Origin of the sequence: Marinobacterium profundum (assembly GCF_001528745.1) — a bacterium.
In the GTDB taxonomy this organism is placed as follows: domain Bacteria; phylum Pseudomonadota; class Gammaproteobacteria; order Pseudomonadales; family Balneatricaceae; genus Marinobacterium_A; species Marinobacterium_A profundum.
The window spans coordinates 34,302-49,979 of the sequence record NZ_BCNS01000080.1 but is presented as its reverse complement, the minus strand read 5'-3'; the positions used below and the strand labels follow the sequence as shown (position 1 = coordinate 49,979).

17 protein-coding genes are annotated in these 15,678 nt (G+C 57.9%); 6 read left to right on the top strand and 11 right to left on the bottom strand.

The features are described 5' to 3' along the window. The first annotated feature begins 752 nt into the window (after positions 1–752). Complete coding sequence (locus tag MPRO_RS03835) at positions 753–1,121, top strand: DUF2306 domain-containing protein (RefSeq protein WP_067287212.1); 369 nt, start codon at positions 753–755, stop codon at positions 1,119–1,121. Positions 1,122–1,286: 165 nt separating this feature from the next. Here the strand turns inward: MPRO_RS03835 and MPRO_RS03830 are convergent, their stop codons facing one another. Next, the gene (locus MPRO_RS03830; RefSeq protein ID WP_067287210.1) at positions 1,287–1,787 is read right to left on the bottom strand and encodes a lactoylglutathione lyase family protein; all 501 of its coding nucleotides are present in this window, start codon (positions 1,785–1,787) and stop codon (positions 1,287–1,289) included. A gap of 92 nt (positions 1,788–1,879) precedes the next feature. Here MPRO_RS03830 and MPRO_RS03825 point away from each other — a divergent pair, with 92 nt between their 5' ends. Continuing rightward, positions 1,880–2,749 carry a LysR family transcriptional regulator gene (locus tag MPRO_RS03825; protein ID WP_067287208.1) on the top strand — a complete coding sequence of 290 codons (870 nt, stop codon included), beginning with the start codon at positions 1,880–1,882 and terminating at the stop codon, positions 2,747–2,749. 339 nt (positions 2,750–3,088) lie between these two features. Here MPRO_RS03825 and efp read toward each other — a convergent pair whose 3' ends face one another. From efp to MPRO_RS03795, 6 genes are all read right to left on the bottom strand, one after another. Next, on the bottom strand, positions 3,089–3,661 hold the full coding sequence (gene efp / locus MPRO_RS03820) for an elongation factor P (RefSeq protein WP_067287204.1): 573 nt from the start codon (positions 3,659–3,661) through the stop codon (positions 3,089–3,091). 46 nt (positions 3,662–3,707) lie between these two features. Continuing rightward, complete coding sequence (gene earP / locus MPRO_RS03815; protein ID WP_067287201.1) at positions 3,708–4,886, bottom strand: elongation factor P maturation arginine rhamnosyltransferase EarP; 1,179 nt, start codon at positions 4,884–4,886, stop codon at positions 3,708–3,710. Positions 4,887–4,950: 64 nt separating this feature from the next. Then, positions 4,951–5,817, bottom strand: coding sequence for an MBL fold metallo-hydrolase (locus MPRO_RS03810; protein ID WP_067287197.1), 867 nt, complete (start codon positions 5,815–5,817; stop codon positions 4,951–4,953). A gap of 57 nt (positions 5,818–5,874) precedes the next feature. Continuing rightward, complete coding sequence (locus MPRO_RS03805) at positions 5,875–6,285, bottom strand: DUF6691 family protein (RefSeq protein ID WP_067287194.1); 411 nt, start codon at positions 6,283–6,285, stop codon at positions 5,875–5,877. A 3-nt stretch (positions 6,286–6,288) separates the two neighbouring features. Then, positions 6,289–6,708 (bottom strand): YeeE/YedE family protein, encoded by a 420-nt coding sequence (locus MPRO_RS03800; RefSeq protein ID WP_067287191.1) that lies wholly within the window; start codon positions 6,706–6,708, stop codon positions 6,289–6,291. Positions 6,709–6,711: 3 nt separating this feature from the next. Continuing rightward, complete coding sequence (locus MPRO_RS03795) at positions 6,712–7,005, bottom strand: ArsR/SmtB family transcription factor (protein WP_067287186.1); 294 nt, start codon at positions 7,003–7,005, stop codon at positions 6,712–6,714. A 45-nt stretch (positions 7,006–7,050) separates the two neighbouring features. On the opposite strand from MPRO_RS03795, the gene MPRO_RS26285 reads away from it, so the two are divergent. Then, positions 7,051–7,458, top strand: coding sequence for a DUF2986 domain-containing protein (locus tag MPRO_RS26285; protein ID WP_245635021.1), 408 nt, complete (start codon positions 7,051–7,053; stop codon positions 7,456–7,458). An 81-nt stretch (positions 7,459–7,539) separates the two neighbouring features. Here the strand turns inward: MPRO_RS26285 and MPRO_RS03785 are convergent, their stop codons facing one another. The 4 genes from MPRO_RS03785 to MPRO_RS03770 all read right to left on the bottom strand — a co-directional run bounded on the left by MPRO_RS03785 (position 7,540) and on the right by MPRO_RS03770 (position 11,319). Then, the gene (locus MPRO_RS03785; RefSeq protein WP_067287183.1) at positions 7,540–8,229 is read right to left on the bottom strand and encodes a GntR family transcriptional regulator; all 690 of its coding nucleotides are present in this window, start codon (positions 8,227–8,229) and stop codon (positions 7,540–7,542) included. Positions 8,230–8,423: 194 nt separating this feature from the next. After that, positions 8,424–8,603 carry a hypothetical protein gene (locus MPRO_RS03780; RefSeq protein WP_067287180.1) on the bottom strand — a complete coding sequence of 60 codons (180 nt, stop codon included), beginning with the start codon at positions 8,601–8,603 and terminating at the stop codon, positions 8,424–8,426. Between the two features lie 314 nt (positions 8,604–8,917). Then, on the bottom strand, positions 8,918–9,913 hold the full coding sequence (gene cydB / locus MPRO_RS03775; RefSeq protein WP_067287177.1) for a cytochrome d ubiquinol oxidase subunit II: 996 nt from the start codon (positions 9,911–9,913) through the stop codon (positions 8,918–8,920). Beyond that, positions 9,913–11,319: a cytochrome ubiquinol oxidase subunit I gene (locus MPRO_RS03770; protein ID WP_067287174.1), complete on the bottom strand. Its 1,407-nt coding sequence runs from the start codon at positions 11,317–11,319 to the stop codon at positions 9,913–9,915. Before MPRO_RS03770 ends, cydB begins: the two co-directional genes overlap by 1 nt. A 292-nt stretch (positions 11,320–11,611) precedes the next feature. Here MPRO_RS03770 and MPRO_RS03765 point away from each other — a divergent pair, with 292 nt between their 5' ends. From MPRO_RS03765 to MPRO_RS03755, 3 genes are read left to right on the top strand one after another with little or no spacing between them, the layout of a single operon-like run. Further along, positions 11,612–13,513 (top strand): sensor histidine kinase, encoded by a 1,902-nt coding sequence (locus MPRO_RS03765; RefSeq protein ID WP_067287171.1) that lies wholly within the window; start codon positions 11,612–11,614, stop codon positions 13,511–13,513. Continuing rightward, complete coding sequence (locus tag MPRO_RS03760; RefSeq protein WP_369406723.1) at positions 13,510–14,880, top strand: sigma-54-dependent transcriptional regulator; 1,371 nt, start codon at positions 13,510–13,512, stop codon at positions 14,878–14,880. Before MPRO_RS03765 ends, MPRO_RS03760 begins: the two co-directional genes overlap by 4 nt. Before the next feature lie 41 nt (positions 14,881–14,921). Beyond that, positions 14,922–15,341 carry an NINE protein gene (locus MPRO_RS03755; RefSeq protein WP_281177130.1) on the top strand — a complete coding sequence of 140 codons (420 nt, stop codon included), beginning with the start codon at positions 14,922–14,924 and terminating at the stop codon, positions 15,339–15,341. Positions 15,342–15,678 lie beyond the last annotated feature (337 nt).

Below are 15,678 nucleotides of genomic sequence, written 5' to 3'. Positions count from 1 at the left end.
TTTGAAAACGAGGGTAAAAAGAGGATTTTTCCCTGGCTAGAATATTTTTGCGATCTTTGCAACTATTTCTGTTTTTGGCTATTGACGCACTGCACAAAAACTCTATAATCGCGCGCCTCAAGTCGTGACACGCCTCGCTCCAGACGGCATTTGCCGCCCTCAGTTCGTAGCTCCGACCTTCTTAAATTTAACTGTAACCGACAGGACTAAAAGGCCTCATGGCACACATGCAGCACCCATTTCACCTGGATATCGAACTCGTGGAAAAGCTTATTTACGGTGCAACTCTTATTACGTTTGGCATGATGCTGGTTCGCTGAAAGGCGCTACCTCCGTGCAGCTGTACCTCTGAGTATTCTTCGGTGTATCCGCCCCTGACGCTAGTTGGCAGCCTGTCGGACTTAACACTGATCTACTGCGGCAAAGCCGAATGTGGTTATTTTTCGTTCTCTTTTTTGTTAAATAGAACCACTATTTGCCTCAAAAGAGCTCAAAAACTAACTCAAATCGACCTTTCCCTCGCTACGACCGGTCAAGCCCGACAGGCTGCTGCTAGCGTCATCGGCGCCGCTGTCTGTTCTGACGCTGTCCGCGTTTTGCCGGTTTGTCGCCTGTCCGTTGAGTGCAGCTTGACCTGGATGGCCGAGCTGCGCTTTGCTAATCGCCTGTTACTGCAAGCCTGAGTATTGCGTTTCGCCCATGTCTGGTGAATGCTTGCGGCATCCTGATGCAGTCTGCGAGCGCTTTGATTCATGACCCTGTGGATACATATAGTTGCGGCACTCTGGGTGCTGCTTGCAGGCCTGGTACAGCTGTTGTTGCCCAAGGGCACCAGGCGGCATCGGGCGTTGGGCTGGTCCTGGATGTTGGCGATGCTTGTGGTGTCGCTGTCGTCCTTCGGAATACAGGGTTTTGTGGACTGGTTTTATGGCTATGGCCCCATTCACCTGCTGTCGATCTGGGTGCTGATTTGCGTGGCCGTATCCGTGGCCTCGGCGCGCCTTGGCAGTATACGCCGGCACAGGGCTTTTGCGCTGGGGGCTTATCTGGGTACGCTGGGTGCTGCCCTGGGCGCACTGCTGGTGCCGGGGCGCTTGCTGCATGGGTTGGTCTTCGGCTGATGGATGTTGGTGCGGGTGAATCGTGAGTCGTTATTGGTAACGCGTTAGCAGGCTTGCGCCTGCAATCCTGCTTAAGCATGAAGCTTCCCTGCTTCATCTGGTCGATTGTAATAATCGATCTGCTATCTGCTATCTGCTATCTGCTGTCTGCTGTCTGCTGTCTGATTAATAGGCGCCGGCGCCGTAGATCAGTTCATAGCTGTGGCTGTAGATTTCCAGAATGTTTCCAAACGGGTCTTCCATATAGATCATGCGGTAGGGCTTTTCGCCAGGGTAGTAGTAGCGCGGTTTTTCCATGCGCTTTTTGCCGCCGGCGGCGACGATGCGCTCGGCCAGTTCTTCGACATTCGGGTCCTGCACGCAGAAGTGGAATATGCCGGTCTTCCAGTATTCAAAATTGTTTTCAGGGTTAACCTGACCCTTGAATTCAAACAGTTCCACGCCTATGCGATCACCGGTTGAAAGGTGGGCGATGCGGAATCTGTCCCAGTTGCTGCCGAATACATCGGTGCACATCTCACCGATGGGGCTGTCGTCTTCAACGATTTCGGTGGGTTTCATAATCAGATACCAGCCCATCACCTGGGTATAAAACTCGACAGCTTTTTCGAGATCCGGTACGGAGATGCCGATATGGGAGAAATTGCGCGGGTAAACATTACTCATGGGATGCTTCCTGTTTTGAGTTCCAGCACAGGTTACAAATACCGATTGATTATGTAAAATTATCAAATATTATAATTTGAGTATTTTATGTAATGATTAATCCCGTCTGGCTTAACAGTTTCTGCCGCCTGGTTGAGGTCGGGCATTTCACCCGTACGGCCGATCAGCTGCACATGACGCAGTCGGGCGTGAGTCAGCATGTACGCAAGCTCGAAGAGCAGCTGGGGCGCCCGCTGCTGCTGCGCCAGGGCAAGCAGTTCACCCTGACCGACGAAGGGGAGCGGCTCTATCATGAAGGTCGCAGCATTATTCGTTCGCTGTCCGATCTGGAAGAGCTGGTCTGTGCCGATTCGGCGCACGAAGGGCTGGTAAAGCTCATATCGCCGGGCAGCGTGGGGCTCAAGCTCTATCCCCATTTGCTTGAGTTGCAGCGCCGCCACCCTGGGCTATCCATCGATTATCGCTTCGGGCCCAATTCCGGCGTTGAAACGGCCATCGCGGGTTTTGAGGTGCATATAGGTTTTATGACGCGGCCATCGTCTCTGGGGGAGGTCAGCAGTACCGCCGTTGGGCGCGAAGCCCTGTTGCTGGTAACGCCCGCCGAGGTAGAGATGCCCAGCTGGGATGCATTGCTGGCGCTGGGGTTTATAGACCATCCCGATGGCGCCCATCACGCCGCTTTGCTGCTGGGCGCCAACTACCCGGAATTTCAGCACACCGAGCAGTTCCGCCAGAGCGGCTTTTCAAATCAGATCAACCTGATCCTGGAGCCGGTGTGTCTGGGGCTGGGCTTTACCGTGTTGCCGGCGCACGCGGTGGATGCTTTCCAAAAACCGGAACAGATTCGGGTGCACCCGCTCGCCAACCCGGTAAATGAAACCCTCTACCTGTGTTATCACCGCAAGAAGCCAATCCCCAACCGTGCCAGAACGGTGATAGCTGAAGCAGAAAAGTGGATTTAACGGCGGCTAATGCAGGCGACACAACCCCCTGTGGGAGCCCGCTCCGCGGGCGAATAGGTTCGTAGGATGGGTGGAGCCGCCATCCGCGGGTATCGCCGAATAGCGACCTGGTTTGGGGCGGTGTAACCCATCTTGGGTGGAACGGGTTTTGGTGGCTGAGGCGCAGGCGACTGTTGGCCGGTATTTTTTGATGGGTTTCACCGCCATAAACTCCGGTGCCAGACGGTGATGCACGTCACTTGGGCGGTTCCACCGCATCCTACCCATTCCCGCCAAACCGCGGCTAATAAAAAGCCCGGCATCATGGCCGGGCTGTACGTATAAAGCCTACTGACTGTATCAGGCGGGCGCCTTGGCGCGGGACTTGTATTCGCCGGTACGGGTGTCGATTTCGATCCAGTCGTCGGTGTCGCAGAAGTCCGCGACCTTGATTTCGGTGCCGTTGGACAGCTTGGCAACTTTCATCACCTTGCCAGAGGTGTCGCCACGGGCGGAGCCTTCGGTGTAAGTGAGCTGGCGCACTATGTTGGTGGGCAGGTCGACGGAAATGACCTTGCCTTCAAAGAAGACGGCGGCGCAGGTGTCGGTCATGCCTTCAACGATAAAGGGCAGCACAGTTTCCAGGTCGTCGGCATTGAGCTCGTACTGGTTGTAGTCTTCGTCCATAAAGACATAAACCGAATCGCTGGAGTAGGAGTAGGTTACATCGACGCGATCGAGTATCACCTGCTCCATTTTGTCGTCTGCCTTGTACACGGTCTCGGTGGACGAGCCGGTCAGCAGGTTTTTCAGCTTCATTTTTACAATGGCGCTGTTACGACCCGATTTGGTGAATTCGGCCTTTTGTATCAGCCAGGGCTGGCTGTCGATCAGAGCCACACTATTGGGTTTCATTTCTTGTGCGGTTTTCATGGGAATGTCCAGGACAAAGGGGGTGGAGATAATTCAAGAAACCGCATCATAGCCATTTTCGAAAAAACTGCACTAGGGCCGTGGAAATATTTATCTGGGTACTTAGCTGGGTACACCAGGCATCGCTATGGGCTTCCAGCTCAGGCCAGACTTGCTGTAATTCCTGTTCGCTTTGCGCCATGTTCTGGCCGCTGTTCCAGGCGTGCCACTGGGCCCGCAGCGCGCTGCCTGCGGCCGGGCTCAGGTTCTGGCAGTAGAGCTTCAGGAAAGCATCGAGCTTTTCCAGATGGGCGTCATCCTGCTGTGGATAGATATGCCAGAGCAGCGGTTTTGCCGCCCACTGGGCGCGAACAAAAGAATCTTCGCCGCGCACAACATTTAAATCACAGCTCCAGAGCAGGCGATCGTAATCCGGCTGGCTTAAAAAAGGCAGCAGCTGCACTTTTAAAGCTCCACGTTGATGCAGATCCTTTTTCGATAATTGTTTTATACCGAGCCATTCTTGCAGCTCGGCAACAATACGACCCTGGGGTACCAGCAGGTGAGTGGGTTGGATGCCAGCTTCCAGAGTATCCAGCCAGCTAAACAGGCTTTTGTTTTCATAAGAGAAAAGCGACACCAGGCGGCTGTTGTCTTGCGGGAAGACACCCAGTGCATTTAAAAAGTGCTGGCGCGCAGCCGGGCTCTGCTGAAAGCGTCGGCGCTGTTCAATTAGCCTGGCTTCACGCAGAAGCCCACCGGTACCCTGGGTGAAGCCTGGGAAGAAGAAGTATTTTTGCAGCCCGCGGGACTGTAGCGAGGGCAGGCCATGACAAGCGGCGACCCAGTCTTCAGCGCTGAGGTATTCCAGGTTCAGCCAGAGTGAGGGCCGGGCACGCTGCACCATGGCCTCTATATAGTCGTCGGGCAGCTGGCAGCCAAACGCCTCTATCACCACATCCGCTGCCGTTACAGGTGGCGTGCCCTGGGGGGAAGGACTCTGCTGTGCTGGATTCTCTTGTAGCGAGCCATGCACCCAGTGCTGCACCAGTACGCCCTGGTGAGTCTGCTGCGCATCCCTGTTATTCGCTTCTGGGCACAGGCGACAGAAGCTCTCCAGATCATCGACCCACAGACGCACGCTCTGGTCGTGCTCGACCACCAGTTGTCGCGCCAGGCGCCAGCTAACACCTATATCACCGAAGTTGTCTATAACGCTGCAAAATATGTCCCAGCTCGCGCGCATGCCGAATCCGCCGTCAAAGGCTCAATGAATGGGCGTCATTATGCCTGATGCGTTGCTGCAGGGCTTAGAGCAGATTGACGGGGACCTTTATGTAACTGACACCGTTATCCTCAGGCGGAGGAAAGGCCCCGGCGCGGATATTGATCTGTACCGCAGGCACCATAAGCTTTGGCGTGGGCAGTGTCTTGTCACGGGCATTGCGCATCTGCACGAAGTCAGCTTCGCTGATGCCGTCTCGAGCGTGGATATTGCTGTGCCTTTGCTCCGCGACGGTGCTTTCCCAGCAAATGCTGTTGCGCCCATCAGGCAGGTAATCGTGATTAAGAAATATGCGGGTGTCTGGCGGCAGGGCGAAGACCTTATGGATAGAGCGGTACAGCGCCTGGGCATCGCCGCCGGGGAAGTCCGCCCGGGCGGTGCCATAGTCGGGCATAAAGAGGGTGTCGCCGACGAAGGCTGCATCGGCGATAAGATGGGTCATGCAGGCCGGTGTATGGCCTGGCGTATGCAAGGCCCTGGCCTCCAGTGAGCCGACCCTGTAGCTCTCGCCATCCCTGAAAAGGTGATCAAACTGGCTGCCGTCGATACGAAAGGCGGCTTCAGCATTAAAGAGTTTGGCGAATATCTTCTGTACCTGGGTGATCTGCTCGCCAATACCGGTGCGCCCGCCCAGTTTTGTCTTCAGGTAGTGGGCTGCAGACAGGTGATCGGCGTGTACATGGGTGTCGATAATCCACTGGGTTGTGAGGCCCTGGGCTTTCACATGGGCGATCAGCTTGTCGGCGGAGGCTGTTGAGGTGCGGCCGGAAGCGGCGTCATAGTCGAGCAGTGAGTCAATAATCGCGCATTTGCGGCTGTCGGGGTCTGTGACTATGTGGCTGACATTGTTGGTGGCTTCATCAAAAAAGGAAGTGATATCAGGCTTTTTCACGGGAACATCCTTTTGTAAATCCAGTGGGCTGCGCAGCAAGTAGCAGGCAGCCAAGTCTCAAGAACGCTGCAGCATGCGGGTTGCAAGCATGCCTGCCAGCATGGCGACGACGAAGATTGCAGCCTGCCCTGGGGCTGCGCCAAGCGCCGCGATGGCAGGGCCCGGGCACAAACCGACCAGGCCCCAGCCGATACCGAAAAGGATGGCGCCACTCACGAGCTTGCGGTCAATGACTGAGCCCTTTGGCAGGGAAAAGCTGGCCTCGAACAGGGGTTTTGGGCGCTTAAGAACAAAGCGCAAGCCGATGCCATATACAAGCACGGCTAAGGCCATAACGAAGGCCAGAGACGGATCCCAGTCGCCGAAAATATCCAGAAAGCCGATTACCTTGGCCGGGTTGATCATGCCGGAAATCATCAGGCCAGCGCTAAATAGCGCACCTGTGAGGAAGACCATTAACAGGCGCATGAGTTAATTCCCCAGAAGCTGTTTGCTGATGGTAACGGTCACAATGGCGCTGGCCATAAAGAGTCCCGTTGCAACCAGTGAGCGTTTAGACAGGCGTGAAACCCCGCAGACGCCATGGCCGGAGGTACAGCCATTGCCCAGGGTCGTACCCAGGCCAACGATGGCGCCGGCGATGATCAGCATGGGGGTGCTGGCGCTGATCTCTATGGCGGGCATGGGGCCGGACACTGCGCGCCAGGCCAGAGGCGCGGCGATAATGCCGGCGACGAAAGCTAGGCGCCATTGCCAGTCGCTGGCCAGCGGAGGCAGCAAGCGGCTGACAATGCCACTGATGCCCATGATCTTGCCGTGGCTGGCCATCAGGAGCAGGGCGGCGGCGCCGATCAGGATGCCGCCTATAGAGGCGGCTATATAGTCATGCATGGGTCAGGCTCCGGTTATATCCTGGCAAAAGGTGCTGTAGAGAAACGTCATGATTTGCCTGACGTCTTCGTCGACGATGCTGTAGTAGATAGTCTGGCCATCCCGGCGTGCCGCAATGGCACCCTCGCGGCGCAGTATGGCCAGCTGTTGCGACATGGCCGGCGGCTTCATGCCCACGGCATCACAGAGCGCCCCCACGGATTTTTCGCCCTCCACCAGGTGGCAGAGCGTCATGAGTCGCTGTCGCGTTGACAGCAGTTTCAAAAGTCCGGCGACGCGGTCGGCGGTTTGTTCCATCTGAGTAATTTGCATATTTCATAATATACGCAAGTATTGAAATAAATGCCAAGCGGAATAAGTGACGGCTTATATGCATGGCCGTTTGCTGAGAAGAAGGGAGTGGATGGGGGAATACTTGAGTGCGAACGCCAAGTTCGCACCTCGGCACTTGTATCTTTGGTCGCCAACTCTTACATTGCCGTCTCTTTCTACTTATATTGCTGGCGCCCCATGAATCGACGCAAAAAAATCAATCAGATCCTCGGTAAAAAGGCCAAGAAGGCCAACTTGAGGGAGAACCCGAGCCATCACAGGCCGCCTTATATATCCAAGGCCGAGCGTGAAAAGGCGCTGGCGGCGGAATCTGCTGAATCGACTGAAGTATCGCAGGATGCGGGTGTTGAAAACGCTGAGGTTGCAGAGGCGGGTGCTTCAGAGACTAGAGTTACAGACGCTGGCGCCAAAGGCTAAAAGCCCGCGTTGTTTGAGCGCCAGAGCAGGCATAGGGCGGTGCCAGGGCTCTGGCTGGCAGAGCCCGCTGTGTTTTAAGTTTTAGACGGCCTTCCTGAGTTTCAGTGCATTCACCGCGCAGTCGCCGGTGTGGCGCACGTGTTCCAGCATAATCTCGCCAGCTTTCACGCTGTCTTTCGCCTGCAGTGCTTCGAGCAGTGCCTGGTGTTCCTGTACCGACTCCTCCCAGCGATCTTCAGTGCCTATCGCCATGTAGCGACCGCGGCTGGCGCGCATCAGCAGCTGTTCGTGCAGGCTGGTGAGGGTGCTGTTGCGGGACATTGCAATGATCATGCGGTGGATGTCCTGGTTCAGCTCAAAGTAGTTGTGGCGATCTCCTGCGCTGTACAACGACTCCAGACGGGTCTGCATCTGTGCCAGCTTTTTCAGTTCGCTGTCGGTGGCGCGGCTCGCCGCCAGTTCTGCTGCCATGCGCTCAAGCCCGCCGATCAGCTCGAACAGTTCGGCAAATTCTTCCGGTGTCAGTACCGCCACGCGGGCGCCACGGTTGGGCTCAATCGAGACTAGGCCTTCGGAGTGCAATACCTTGAGGGCTTCGCGCAGCGGGGTGCGGGATATTTCCAGCTGTTCACAGAGGGCGCTTTCGTCGATGCGTTCGCCTTCGGGCAGCTCGCCTTCGATAATCATCGAACGCAGGTGATCGGAAATTTCCTCATGCAGCGAGCGTCGTTTCATCGACGTTTTCTTGCGGGGCAGGTTGCTTGTGGTCATGTCAGCCGTCTCTTGTTTTGGCCTGTGGCCTGACAGGGGCCGCAGCATTGGGCAGCGCAGTCTGCGCTGTCATCCAGTATCAGGAATACATAATTATAACGGCTTCGCGGCGGGAAAGCAGCGTGGTCAGGGGATCTTGCAGCAGGAACTTCAGACGCAGGGGTGGCCGAACGACGGCGAGAGAGCCGGTGCTTCTAGCCCAGGGCTGCGAAAGCGAACTTGAGGGCACCGGTGGTTACCAGCAGCAGCGCCAGGCCTGCGCCATAGCACAGGGCAAAACCACGCCAGCTCGGTGTAGGCGGTTGCTTGCCTGCCGGAAGCGGCTCCTGGGGATTGCTTGCAGTGTGCGTTGAAGTGTTAGCAGGGGTGCTCATGGTAATGGACCTTTGTTTGCTGTCTATTCCAAAACTTTTTGTTTAAAAAAACCGCCAGCCCAGGCGTAACGGGCTGACGGGTGCTTAATAAAGACAAGCCAGGGTGCAAAGAGTGAATAGGGTGTCGGACAGACTTTTATTGAACAGCCTTCGAGGAGGCTGCCCGATAATGCTGGCCGTAGCGAGAGCCTGCTGAATTGAGCTGGTTTTTGCGGTGTTTTAAGGCGAATAGTGGTTCTATTTAACGAAAAACAGCACGCAAATCAGCCAAACTCAGATGGTTCGCAGTAGGTTAAGTATTGTTGGGCAGTCTCCTAATAACCTTCCTCGAAATCTTCTACCTTGCCGCTGAAGATGCGGTAGCCCCAGAAGGTATAGCCACAGATCAGCGGTACGAAGATAAGTACGCCCGGCAGCAGGAACTCCAGGCTCGATACCGGCGCCTGGGCCTGCATAAAGGTCAGCTGTCGCGGTACCAGGTAGGGGAACAGCCCCACCACAAGACCGGCAAATCCCAGTACGAACAGGGCGACCGCGAGAAAGAACGGCCGTTGCTCATGCTGTTTATCACCCAGGTCATGGAACAGCAACCAGCCGGCACCCAGGCTCAGCAGCGGCAGTGGGCTGAGCAGCAGCAGATGGTAGCCGTCGAACCAGCGGGCGCGAATTTCGGGGGCTTCCATCAGGGTCCAGAGGCTGACCAGTGCCATGGCAACCATGACTGCGATCACCAGACGCCGACCCAGGCGCGCCGCCCGGTCGCGGATTTCGCCGCGGCTTTTCATTGCCAGATAGCAGCTGGCGAGCAGGGCGTAGCCGGCCATCACCGAAAAGGCGGTGAGCACCGAGAAAGGCGACAGCCAGTTAAGGCTCGAGGCGTCTATGGCATTGGCATCCACACCCTGTACCAGCGCGCCCAGCATCAGGCCCTGGCAAAAGGCCGCCACCGAAGAGCCAATGGCGAAGGCCTTGTCCCACCAGGGCTTGGAGCGGTGCGCCTTGAAGCGGTACTCAAAGGCCACACCGCGAAAGATCAGTGCGATCAGCATGATCATGATGGGCACATAGAGGGTCGAGAGTATGGTGGCGTAGGCCAGCGGGAAAGCCGCGAACAGGATAACGCCGCCAAACACCAGCCAGGTCTCATTACCGTCCCAGACGTGGGAGATGGAGCGCATCATGTGATCGCGCTGAGATTCGTCATCGAACCAGGGATAGAGGATACCCAACCCCAGGTCGAAGCCATCCAGCACCACGTACATGAGGATGGCAAAGCCCAGCAACAGGAAGTAGAAAAAAGCCAGTTCCATCAGTGCACCTTATCGTGAGCATCAAGCTGTTTCACCCAGGCCAGGGCATAGCCCGGTGCGTGAGTACCTATCACCTGTTCCGGCAGCGAGGCGAAGTCCGGCGGCCCCTTGCGGATCAGCTTGCGCATGAAATACAGATATACGCCCAGCAGCAGGGTATAGGTGATCACAAACAGGCTGAGGGAAAACAGCACCCGCTCCGCCGGCAGCGGTGACACTACATCCATGGTGCGCACCAGGCCATGCACCAGCCAGGGCTGGCGCCCGACTTCTACCACATACCAGCCGGCGAGCGTGGCCAGCACGCCCGCGGGTGTCAGCAGGGTGCAGGTTCGCAGCAGCAGCGGTGAGCTGTAGAGACGATCCCCCCGGCGCAGCCAGAGGCCGTAGAGTGCCACGGCAATCATCAGCACACCCAGACCGACCATGATACGAAAGCTGAAGAAGACCACGGCCACGGGCGGGCGATCTTCCGGCGGCACGGATTTGAGTCCCTGCAGTTCGCCGTCCAGTTCGTGGGTCAGGATCAGGCTGGCAAGCTTGGGTATGGCGATTTCAAAGTGGTTCTTTTCGTCTGCCTTGCTGGGTAATGCAAACAGCAGCAGGGGGGCACCGGCTTCAGTGGCGGGCCAGATACCTTCCATCGCCGCCAGTTTGATGGGCTGGTATTCCTTCACATTCAGGCCGTGCATGTCGCCGACAAATGCCTGCAGCGGAGCCAGCACCAGGGCGAACCAGAGCGCCATGGAAAAACCCTTGCGGGCCATGGGCTGGTACCGGCGCTTGAGCAGATAAAAGGCGCTAACGCCGGCCACCACAAAGGTACCTGTGATCAGGGCGGCCAGCAGCATATGGGTCAAACGGTAGGGCATGGAGGGGTTGAAGATAACCTCAGTCCAGTCGGCAGCATGAAAGACGCCATCGACGATTTCATAGCCCGCCGGGGTTTGCATCCAGGAGTTGGCGGCGATAATCCAGAAGGCCGAAATCCAGGTGCCCAGCGCCACCACGCAGGTCGCAAAGAAATGCAGCTTTTCGCTGACCCGCTGCCAACCGAACAGCATAACGCCCAGGAAACCGGCTTCAAGGAAGAAGGCAGTCAGTACTTCGTAGGCCATCAGCGGGCCCAGCACGGGGCCGACGATGCGGGAGAACTCGGAGAAGTTGGTGCCGAACTCGTAGGACAGCACTATCCCCGAAACCACGCCCATGCCGAAGGTAATGGCAAAGGGCTTGATCCAGAACTTGGCGAGCTGTAGGTAGACCGGGTTGCGGGTTTTCAGCCAGAGCCCTTCCCAGATGGCGATAAAGGTAGCCAGACCTATGGTCACGGATGGGAACAGAATATGAAAGCTGACGGTGAACGCGAACTGTAGCCGCGATAGCAGGGCGGCATCAAGCTCCATGGCTGCGTCCTGTACGCGTGCGCAGATGCTGCATGATGGCCGGAGCACAGGCGGTGCCAAGAACGGCGGCGAACATCAGGAACTCGGACATCAGGGCGGGCAGGTTCATGGGTGTATCTCCGGCAGTGGGTGGTGGTACCTATTCCAATGACTGGATATATGCAGAGAGCGTGCCAACACCTGAATGGCTGCAAATGCCTTGATTTCGGTCAATTGAGGGGCGAATATTGCCCGCAGGTGTAAACCTTGTAGACAGTAAACCTTACTGACCTGTAAACGGTGTTGACGGCTGATGAACTGGGTAATAGCGTTCGAACTCATGATGCTGGTCACCAGTGGCTGTGCTCTGGTGGTATCTGGCTGGTTGCTGCTGCAGGCCCGCAAGAGGCGCAGTCTGCAGGCGTTGGCTGGCTTTGGTCTGATGATGGCACTCTGGTGCGCGGGTCATATCGCCATCCAGCAGGGCTGGCACGGTGCCGGGGTGCTACTGATCCTGGCCAATCCACTGATGCCGACCTTCTTCCTGCACTTTGCGCTGCGTTTCGTACGCCCCGAAAGACCGCGAGTACCGGTTTGGCTGCTCTGGCTGAGCCGCCATATAGTCGCTATTTATGCCGCCAGTGTGGCGGTCATTCTGCTCAGCTGGGCCGGCCCCGGTGGCACAGTGGTGGCGCTCGGACCCTTCGCGGATTTCTTCGTATTCAAAGGACTTGGCTGGTTCAATATCGCCTATACGGTGGTGGTGGGCGTATTGGCACATCTGGTGCTGGTGTGGGGCCTGAGCGTACACCAGGGCAACCTGCGCCGCTCCATAGTGGCCATGTTTGTCGCCGGCGCCTGGGGCCTGCTGCTGGCCACCAGTTTTATCTTTCCCTCGCTGGGGTTCGACTGGTATCCCTATCCCATGCTGCTGCTGCCAAGCTACGTGGTGCTGCTGGTCTACGGCGTGGTGCGATATCAGATTCTGGAGGCCAACGATTTTGCCAAACGCACCTTGCCCTGGCTGGTGCTGATGGCGGTATTGCTGGTACTGATGGCGCTGCTGGGCGTGCTGGCGCGACACTTTGGCCTGGTACAGCTTGCCGCCGTACCCCTGTGGCAGCTGTGGATCTGCGCCTTGCTGGCGGTGGCCGTGGCGCTCTTGCTGCGTGGCCCGCTCACAACCCTGTCGGGTCTGCTGATTTACCCCGGCATGCGGCTGGATGAGGCCCTGCTGGAGCGCTGGCTGAGCCGGCTCAAGGCCGAGGACAGCTGGCAGGGGCTGCAGGCCCGTGCCGCCGAGCTGATTTCGGCTCAGGTTCGCAGGCCGGTGCATATCCAGCTACAGCACGAGGGGACAGGTGCACCGCTGCGCTGCGAAGGTGAGCTGAGTCTTCTGTGTCAGCATCAGGCACGGGGCTGGCGTTTTCGTCTGCAGGGCTGGGAGGATCTCAAGCCCGGCCTGCGCCTGACCGGCGAGGTCTTCGGCTCTCTGTTGTCGACCAGCTGTGGCCTGCTGGAGCGCTCCTTGCAGCTGGCCGAGGCCGAGCGCCGCCGTCTGGCCAGCGAACACCTGGTGGAGCTGGGCAGTCTGTCGGCGGTCATGGCCCATGAACTGCGCAATCCCCTGAATGTGATCTCCATGGCCACGGCGGATCTGCCGGCGGAAAGGCGCAGTCTTATTCAGACCCAGTTGCAGCGTGCCGACCGCCAGATTTCGGATCTGTTGCTCTATTCCGGCCGGCTGGAACTGCACCGCCAACCGGTACAGCTGCAGGCCCTGGTGGAGAGCCTGGCGCCGCTGTTCGACTGGCAGCAGACCCGCTTTGAAAGCGAGATTCCGCCGGGGCTGATACTGTCCGCCGATCCGCATCGCCTGCAGCAGGTCTTCACCAACCTGATCGAAAATGCCCTGAGCTTTGTGCGCAATCAGCCCGGCAGTCTGATCCGGGTCGAGTGCGACGACGATGGCCGTCGTGTTCGCATCCACAACAATGGCCCGGCCATTGACGCTAGCCTGCATGGGACCCTGTTCCATCCCTTTGTCAGTCGGCGTGCCGGCGGCAGCGGCCTGGGGCTGGCCATAGTGCGCAGGATCATGGATGCGCACGGGGGGTCAGTAATGCTGCGCGATGATCTCGGCTGGCCCGTGACCTTTGAATTGAGCTTTGAACTGGGTGTTGAGCCGAACCCAATACAGGACCCGACAACATGAGCAACGCCATGAGCAAGCCCCGTATCCTGCTGATAGACGATGAGCCGGCCTTTCGCTCACTGTGCGAGCAGTGGCTGAGTAATAGCGGCTACGAGGTGCGCGGCGGCGCCAGCCTGGAGGATGCGCGGCTGCAGCTGCAGAGCTTCGATCCGGACCTGTTGCTGCTGGACCTGTCGTTGCCGCCGCAGTTTGATCCGGCCCATACGCTGGCGGCCTTGCCGGAGTTTGCCGACCGGCCGGTGATCATCATGACCGGTCATGCCGACAGGACGCTGGCGCTGGAGGCCATTCAGCAGGGCGCCTGGGATTTTCTCGCCAAACCGCTGGATCCGGACATGCTGGCCGTGGTGGTCAAACGGGCGGTGACCAAGCACCAGCTCAGCCGCGAACTGCAGCAGCTCAAGCAGGCGCCGCGCGAAGCCACACCGCTGGCCCGGTTGATTGGCAGCTCGGCGTCCATGGCGGCGATACGGGTGCTGGTGGAGCGCATCGCGCCCACCGATGCTCGGGTGCTGGTCACCGGGCCCTCGGGCACTGGCAAGGAAGTCATCTCCCGCGCGCTGCATGACCTGAGCCTGCGGGCGAGCGGCCCCTTTATCTCGGTACACTGCGGTGCCATTCCGGCGGACCTGCTCGAAAGCGAGCTGTTCGGCCATGTGCGCGGTGCCTTTACCGGGGCGGATCGGGATCGCGATGGCCTGCTGAAGCTGGCCGACGGCGGCACCCTGTTTCTGGATGAAATCGGCGAGATGCCGCTGCCCATGCAGGTGAAGCTGTTGCGGGTACTGCAGGAGGGTACCTTCTATCCGGTGGGCGGGCGCAGCCAGCAGCAGATCAATGTGCGGGTGATCTCGGCCACCAATGCCAACCTGCCCGAGCGGGTGTCGCGGGGGGATTTTCGCGAGGATCTTTACTACCGCATCAAGGGCGTGACCATCGAAACGCGGCCTTTGGGGGAGCGTGCAGAGGATGTACCGCTGCTGGTGCGTCATTTCCTGCAGCAGCAGGCCAGTGACTCAGGTGCGACCGAGCTGCTGCTCGATCCCGCCGTGCTCGACTGGCTTATCCACAGGCCCTGGCCTGGTAATGTGCGGGAGCTGCGCAATACGCTGGAGAGTATATGTGCCCTGAGCCGTGGTGGGCGCGTTACGCTGGAGGATGTGGCGCTGCTGCACCCAGGCGTACAGCAGGACGGAGCTGCGCAGCCGGCCTCGGATGCACCGCTGGATGAGCAGGTGAAGGCGCTGGAAATTCGCCTGATTCGTGCCGCCCTGCGCCGCCACGACGACAATCGTACCCATGCAGCAGCCACGCTGGGGTTGTCTCGCCAGGGCTTGCTGAAGAAAATAGAGCGCTATGGGCTTTAAGCCATGTGCTTCTTAATGAATAACTGGATAGGGATAACACAGTGGGTGCAATTTCGACCAATAGTCATAGCAAATTGATGGGATACATACTCTGGATCCTGGGGTTTATGGGGGCGCACCGCTTCTATTTCGGGCGCCCGGTCAGCGGTACCCTGTATTTCTTTACCCTGGGGCTGTTCCTGATCGGCTGGATCGTGGATCTGTTTTTGATTCCCTCCATGGATCGCAGCGCCGATATTCGTTACCGTGATGGCGCTACCAACTACAACATTGCCTGGATTCTGCTGACGTTTCTCGGCATCTTCGGCCTGCACCGTTTTTACATGGGTAAATGGCTCAGCGGCCTGCTGTACCTGCTCACCGGGGGTCTGTTACTGATAGGCGTGATCTACGATTTCTGGACCCTGAACGACCAGGTCAGTGAAATCAATGACCAGACACCGGCATCCGGTTTTCGTTAAGTCGTTAAGCATTGGATTCTAGCCTCTAGCCCCTAGTGTAGTGTTGCACTCTTGGTGGTGCTTTAGAACGCGCTCATTTTTTCGCCAGCCAAGGCGTGAGGCAGAGTCATAGTGGGGCTACGGCGACAACGAACAACGCAGGATGGCGGAAAAAGGGGCCGTTATAAGCTTCATATAGCGTGAAACACTACACTAGTTTCACCGCTGATTAATGGCAGGTTCATGGTTCAAAACGGACAATCAGCAGCCTGTCGGGCTTGACCGAAGTAGATTAGCGTTAAGCCCGACAGGCTGCTGGCTCGGCAGGATCACCGGCCGAGCGTTGATTCGCGGCAAT

Coding starts and splice junctions, on each gene's coding strand:
- MPRO_RS03835 (WP_067287212.1), top strand. CDS start 753: ATGACCCTGTGGATACATATAGTTGCGGCACTCTGGGTGCTGCTTGCA.
- MPRO_RS03830 (WP_067287210.1), bottom strand. CDS start 1,787: ATGAGTAATGTTTACCCGCGCAATTTCTCCCATATCGGCATCTCCGTA.
- MPRO_RS03825 (WP_067287208.1), top strand. CDS start 1,880: ATGATTAATCCCGTCTGGCTTAACAGTTTCTGCCGCCTGGTTGAGGTC.
- efp (WP_067287204.1), bottom strand. CDS start 3,661: ATGAAAACCGCACAAGAAATGAAACCCAATAGTGTGGCTCTGATCGAC.
- earP (WP_067287201.1), bottom strand. CDS start 4,886: ATGCGCGCGAGCTGGGACATATTTTGCAGCGTTATAGACAACTTCGGT.
- MPRO_RS03805 (WP_067287194.1), bottom strand. CDS start 6,285: ATGCGCCTGTTAATGGTCTTCCTCACAGGTGCGCTATTTAGCGCTGGC.
- MPRO_RS03800 (WP_067287191.1), bottom strand. CDS start 6,708: ATGCATGACTATATAGCCGCCTCTATAGGCGGCATCCTGATCGGCGCC.
- MPRO_RS03795 (WP_067287186.1), bottom strand. CDS start 7,005: ATGGAACAAACCGCCGACCGCGTCGCCGGACTTTTGAAACTGCTGTCA.
- MPRO_RS26285 (WP_245635021.1), top strand. CDS start 7,051: ATGCCAAGCGGAATAAGTGACGGCTTATATGCATGGCCGTTTGCTGAG.
- MPRO_RS03785 (WP_067287183.1), bottom strand. CDS start 8,229: ATGACCACAAGCAACCTGCCCCGCAAGAAAACGTCGATGAAACGACGC.
- MPRO_RS03780 (WP_067287180.1), bottom strand. CDS start 8,603: ATGAGCACCCCTGCTAACACTTCAACGCACACTGCAAGCAATCCCCAG.
- cydB (WP_067287177.1), bottom strand. CDS start 9,913: ATGGAACTGGCTTTTTTCTACTTCCTGTTGCTGGGCTTTGCCATCCTC.
- MPRO_RS03770 (WP_067287174.1), bottom strand. CDS start 11,319: ATGGAGCTTGATGCCGCCCTGCTATCGCGGCTACAGTTCGCGTTCACC.
- MPRO_RS03765 (WP_067287171.1), top strand. CDS start 11,612: ATGAACTGGGTAATAGCGTTCGAACTCATGATGCTGGTCACCAGTGGC.
- MPRO_RS03760 (WP_369406723.1), top strand. CDS start 13,510: ATGAGCAACGCCATGAGCAAGCCCCGTATCCTGCTGATAGACGATGAG.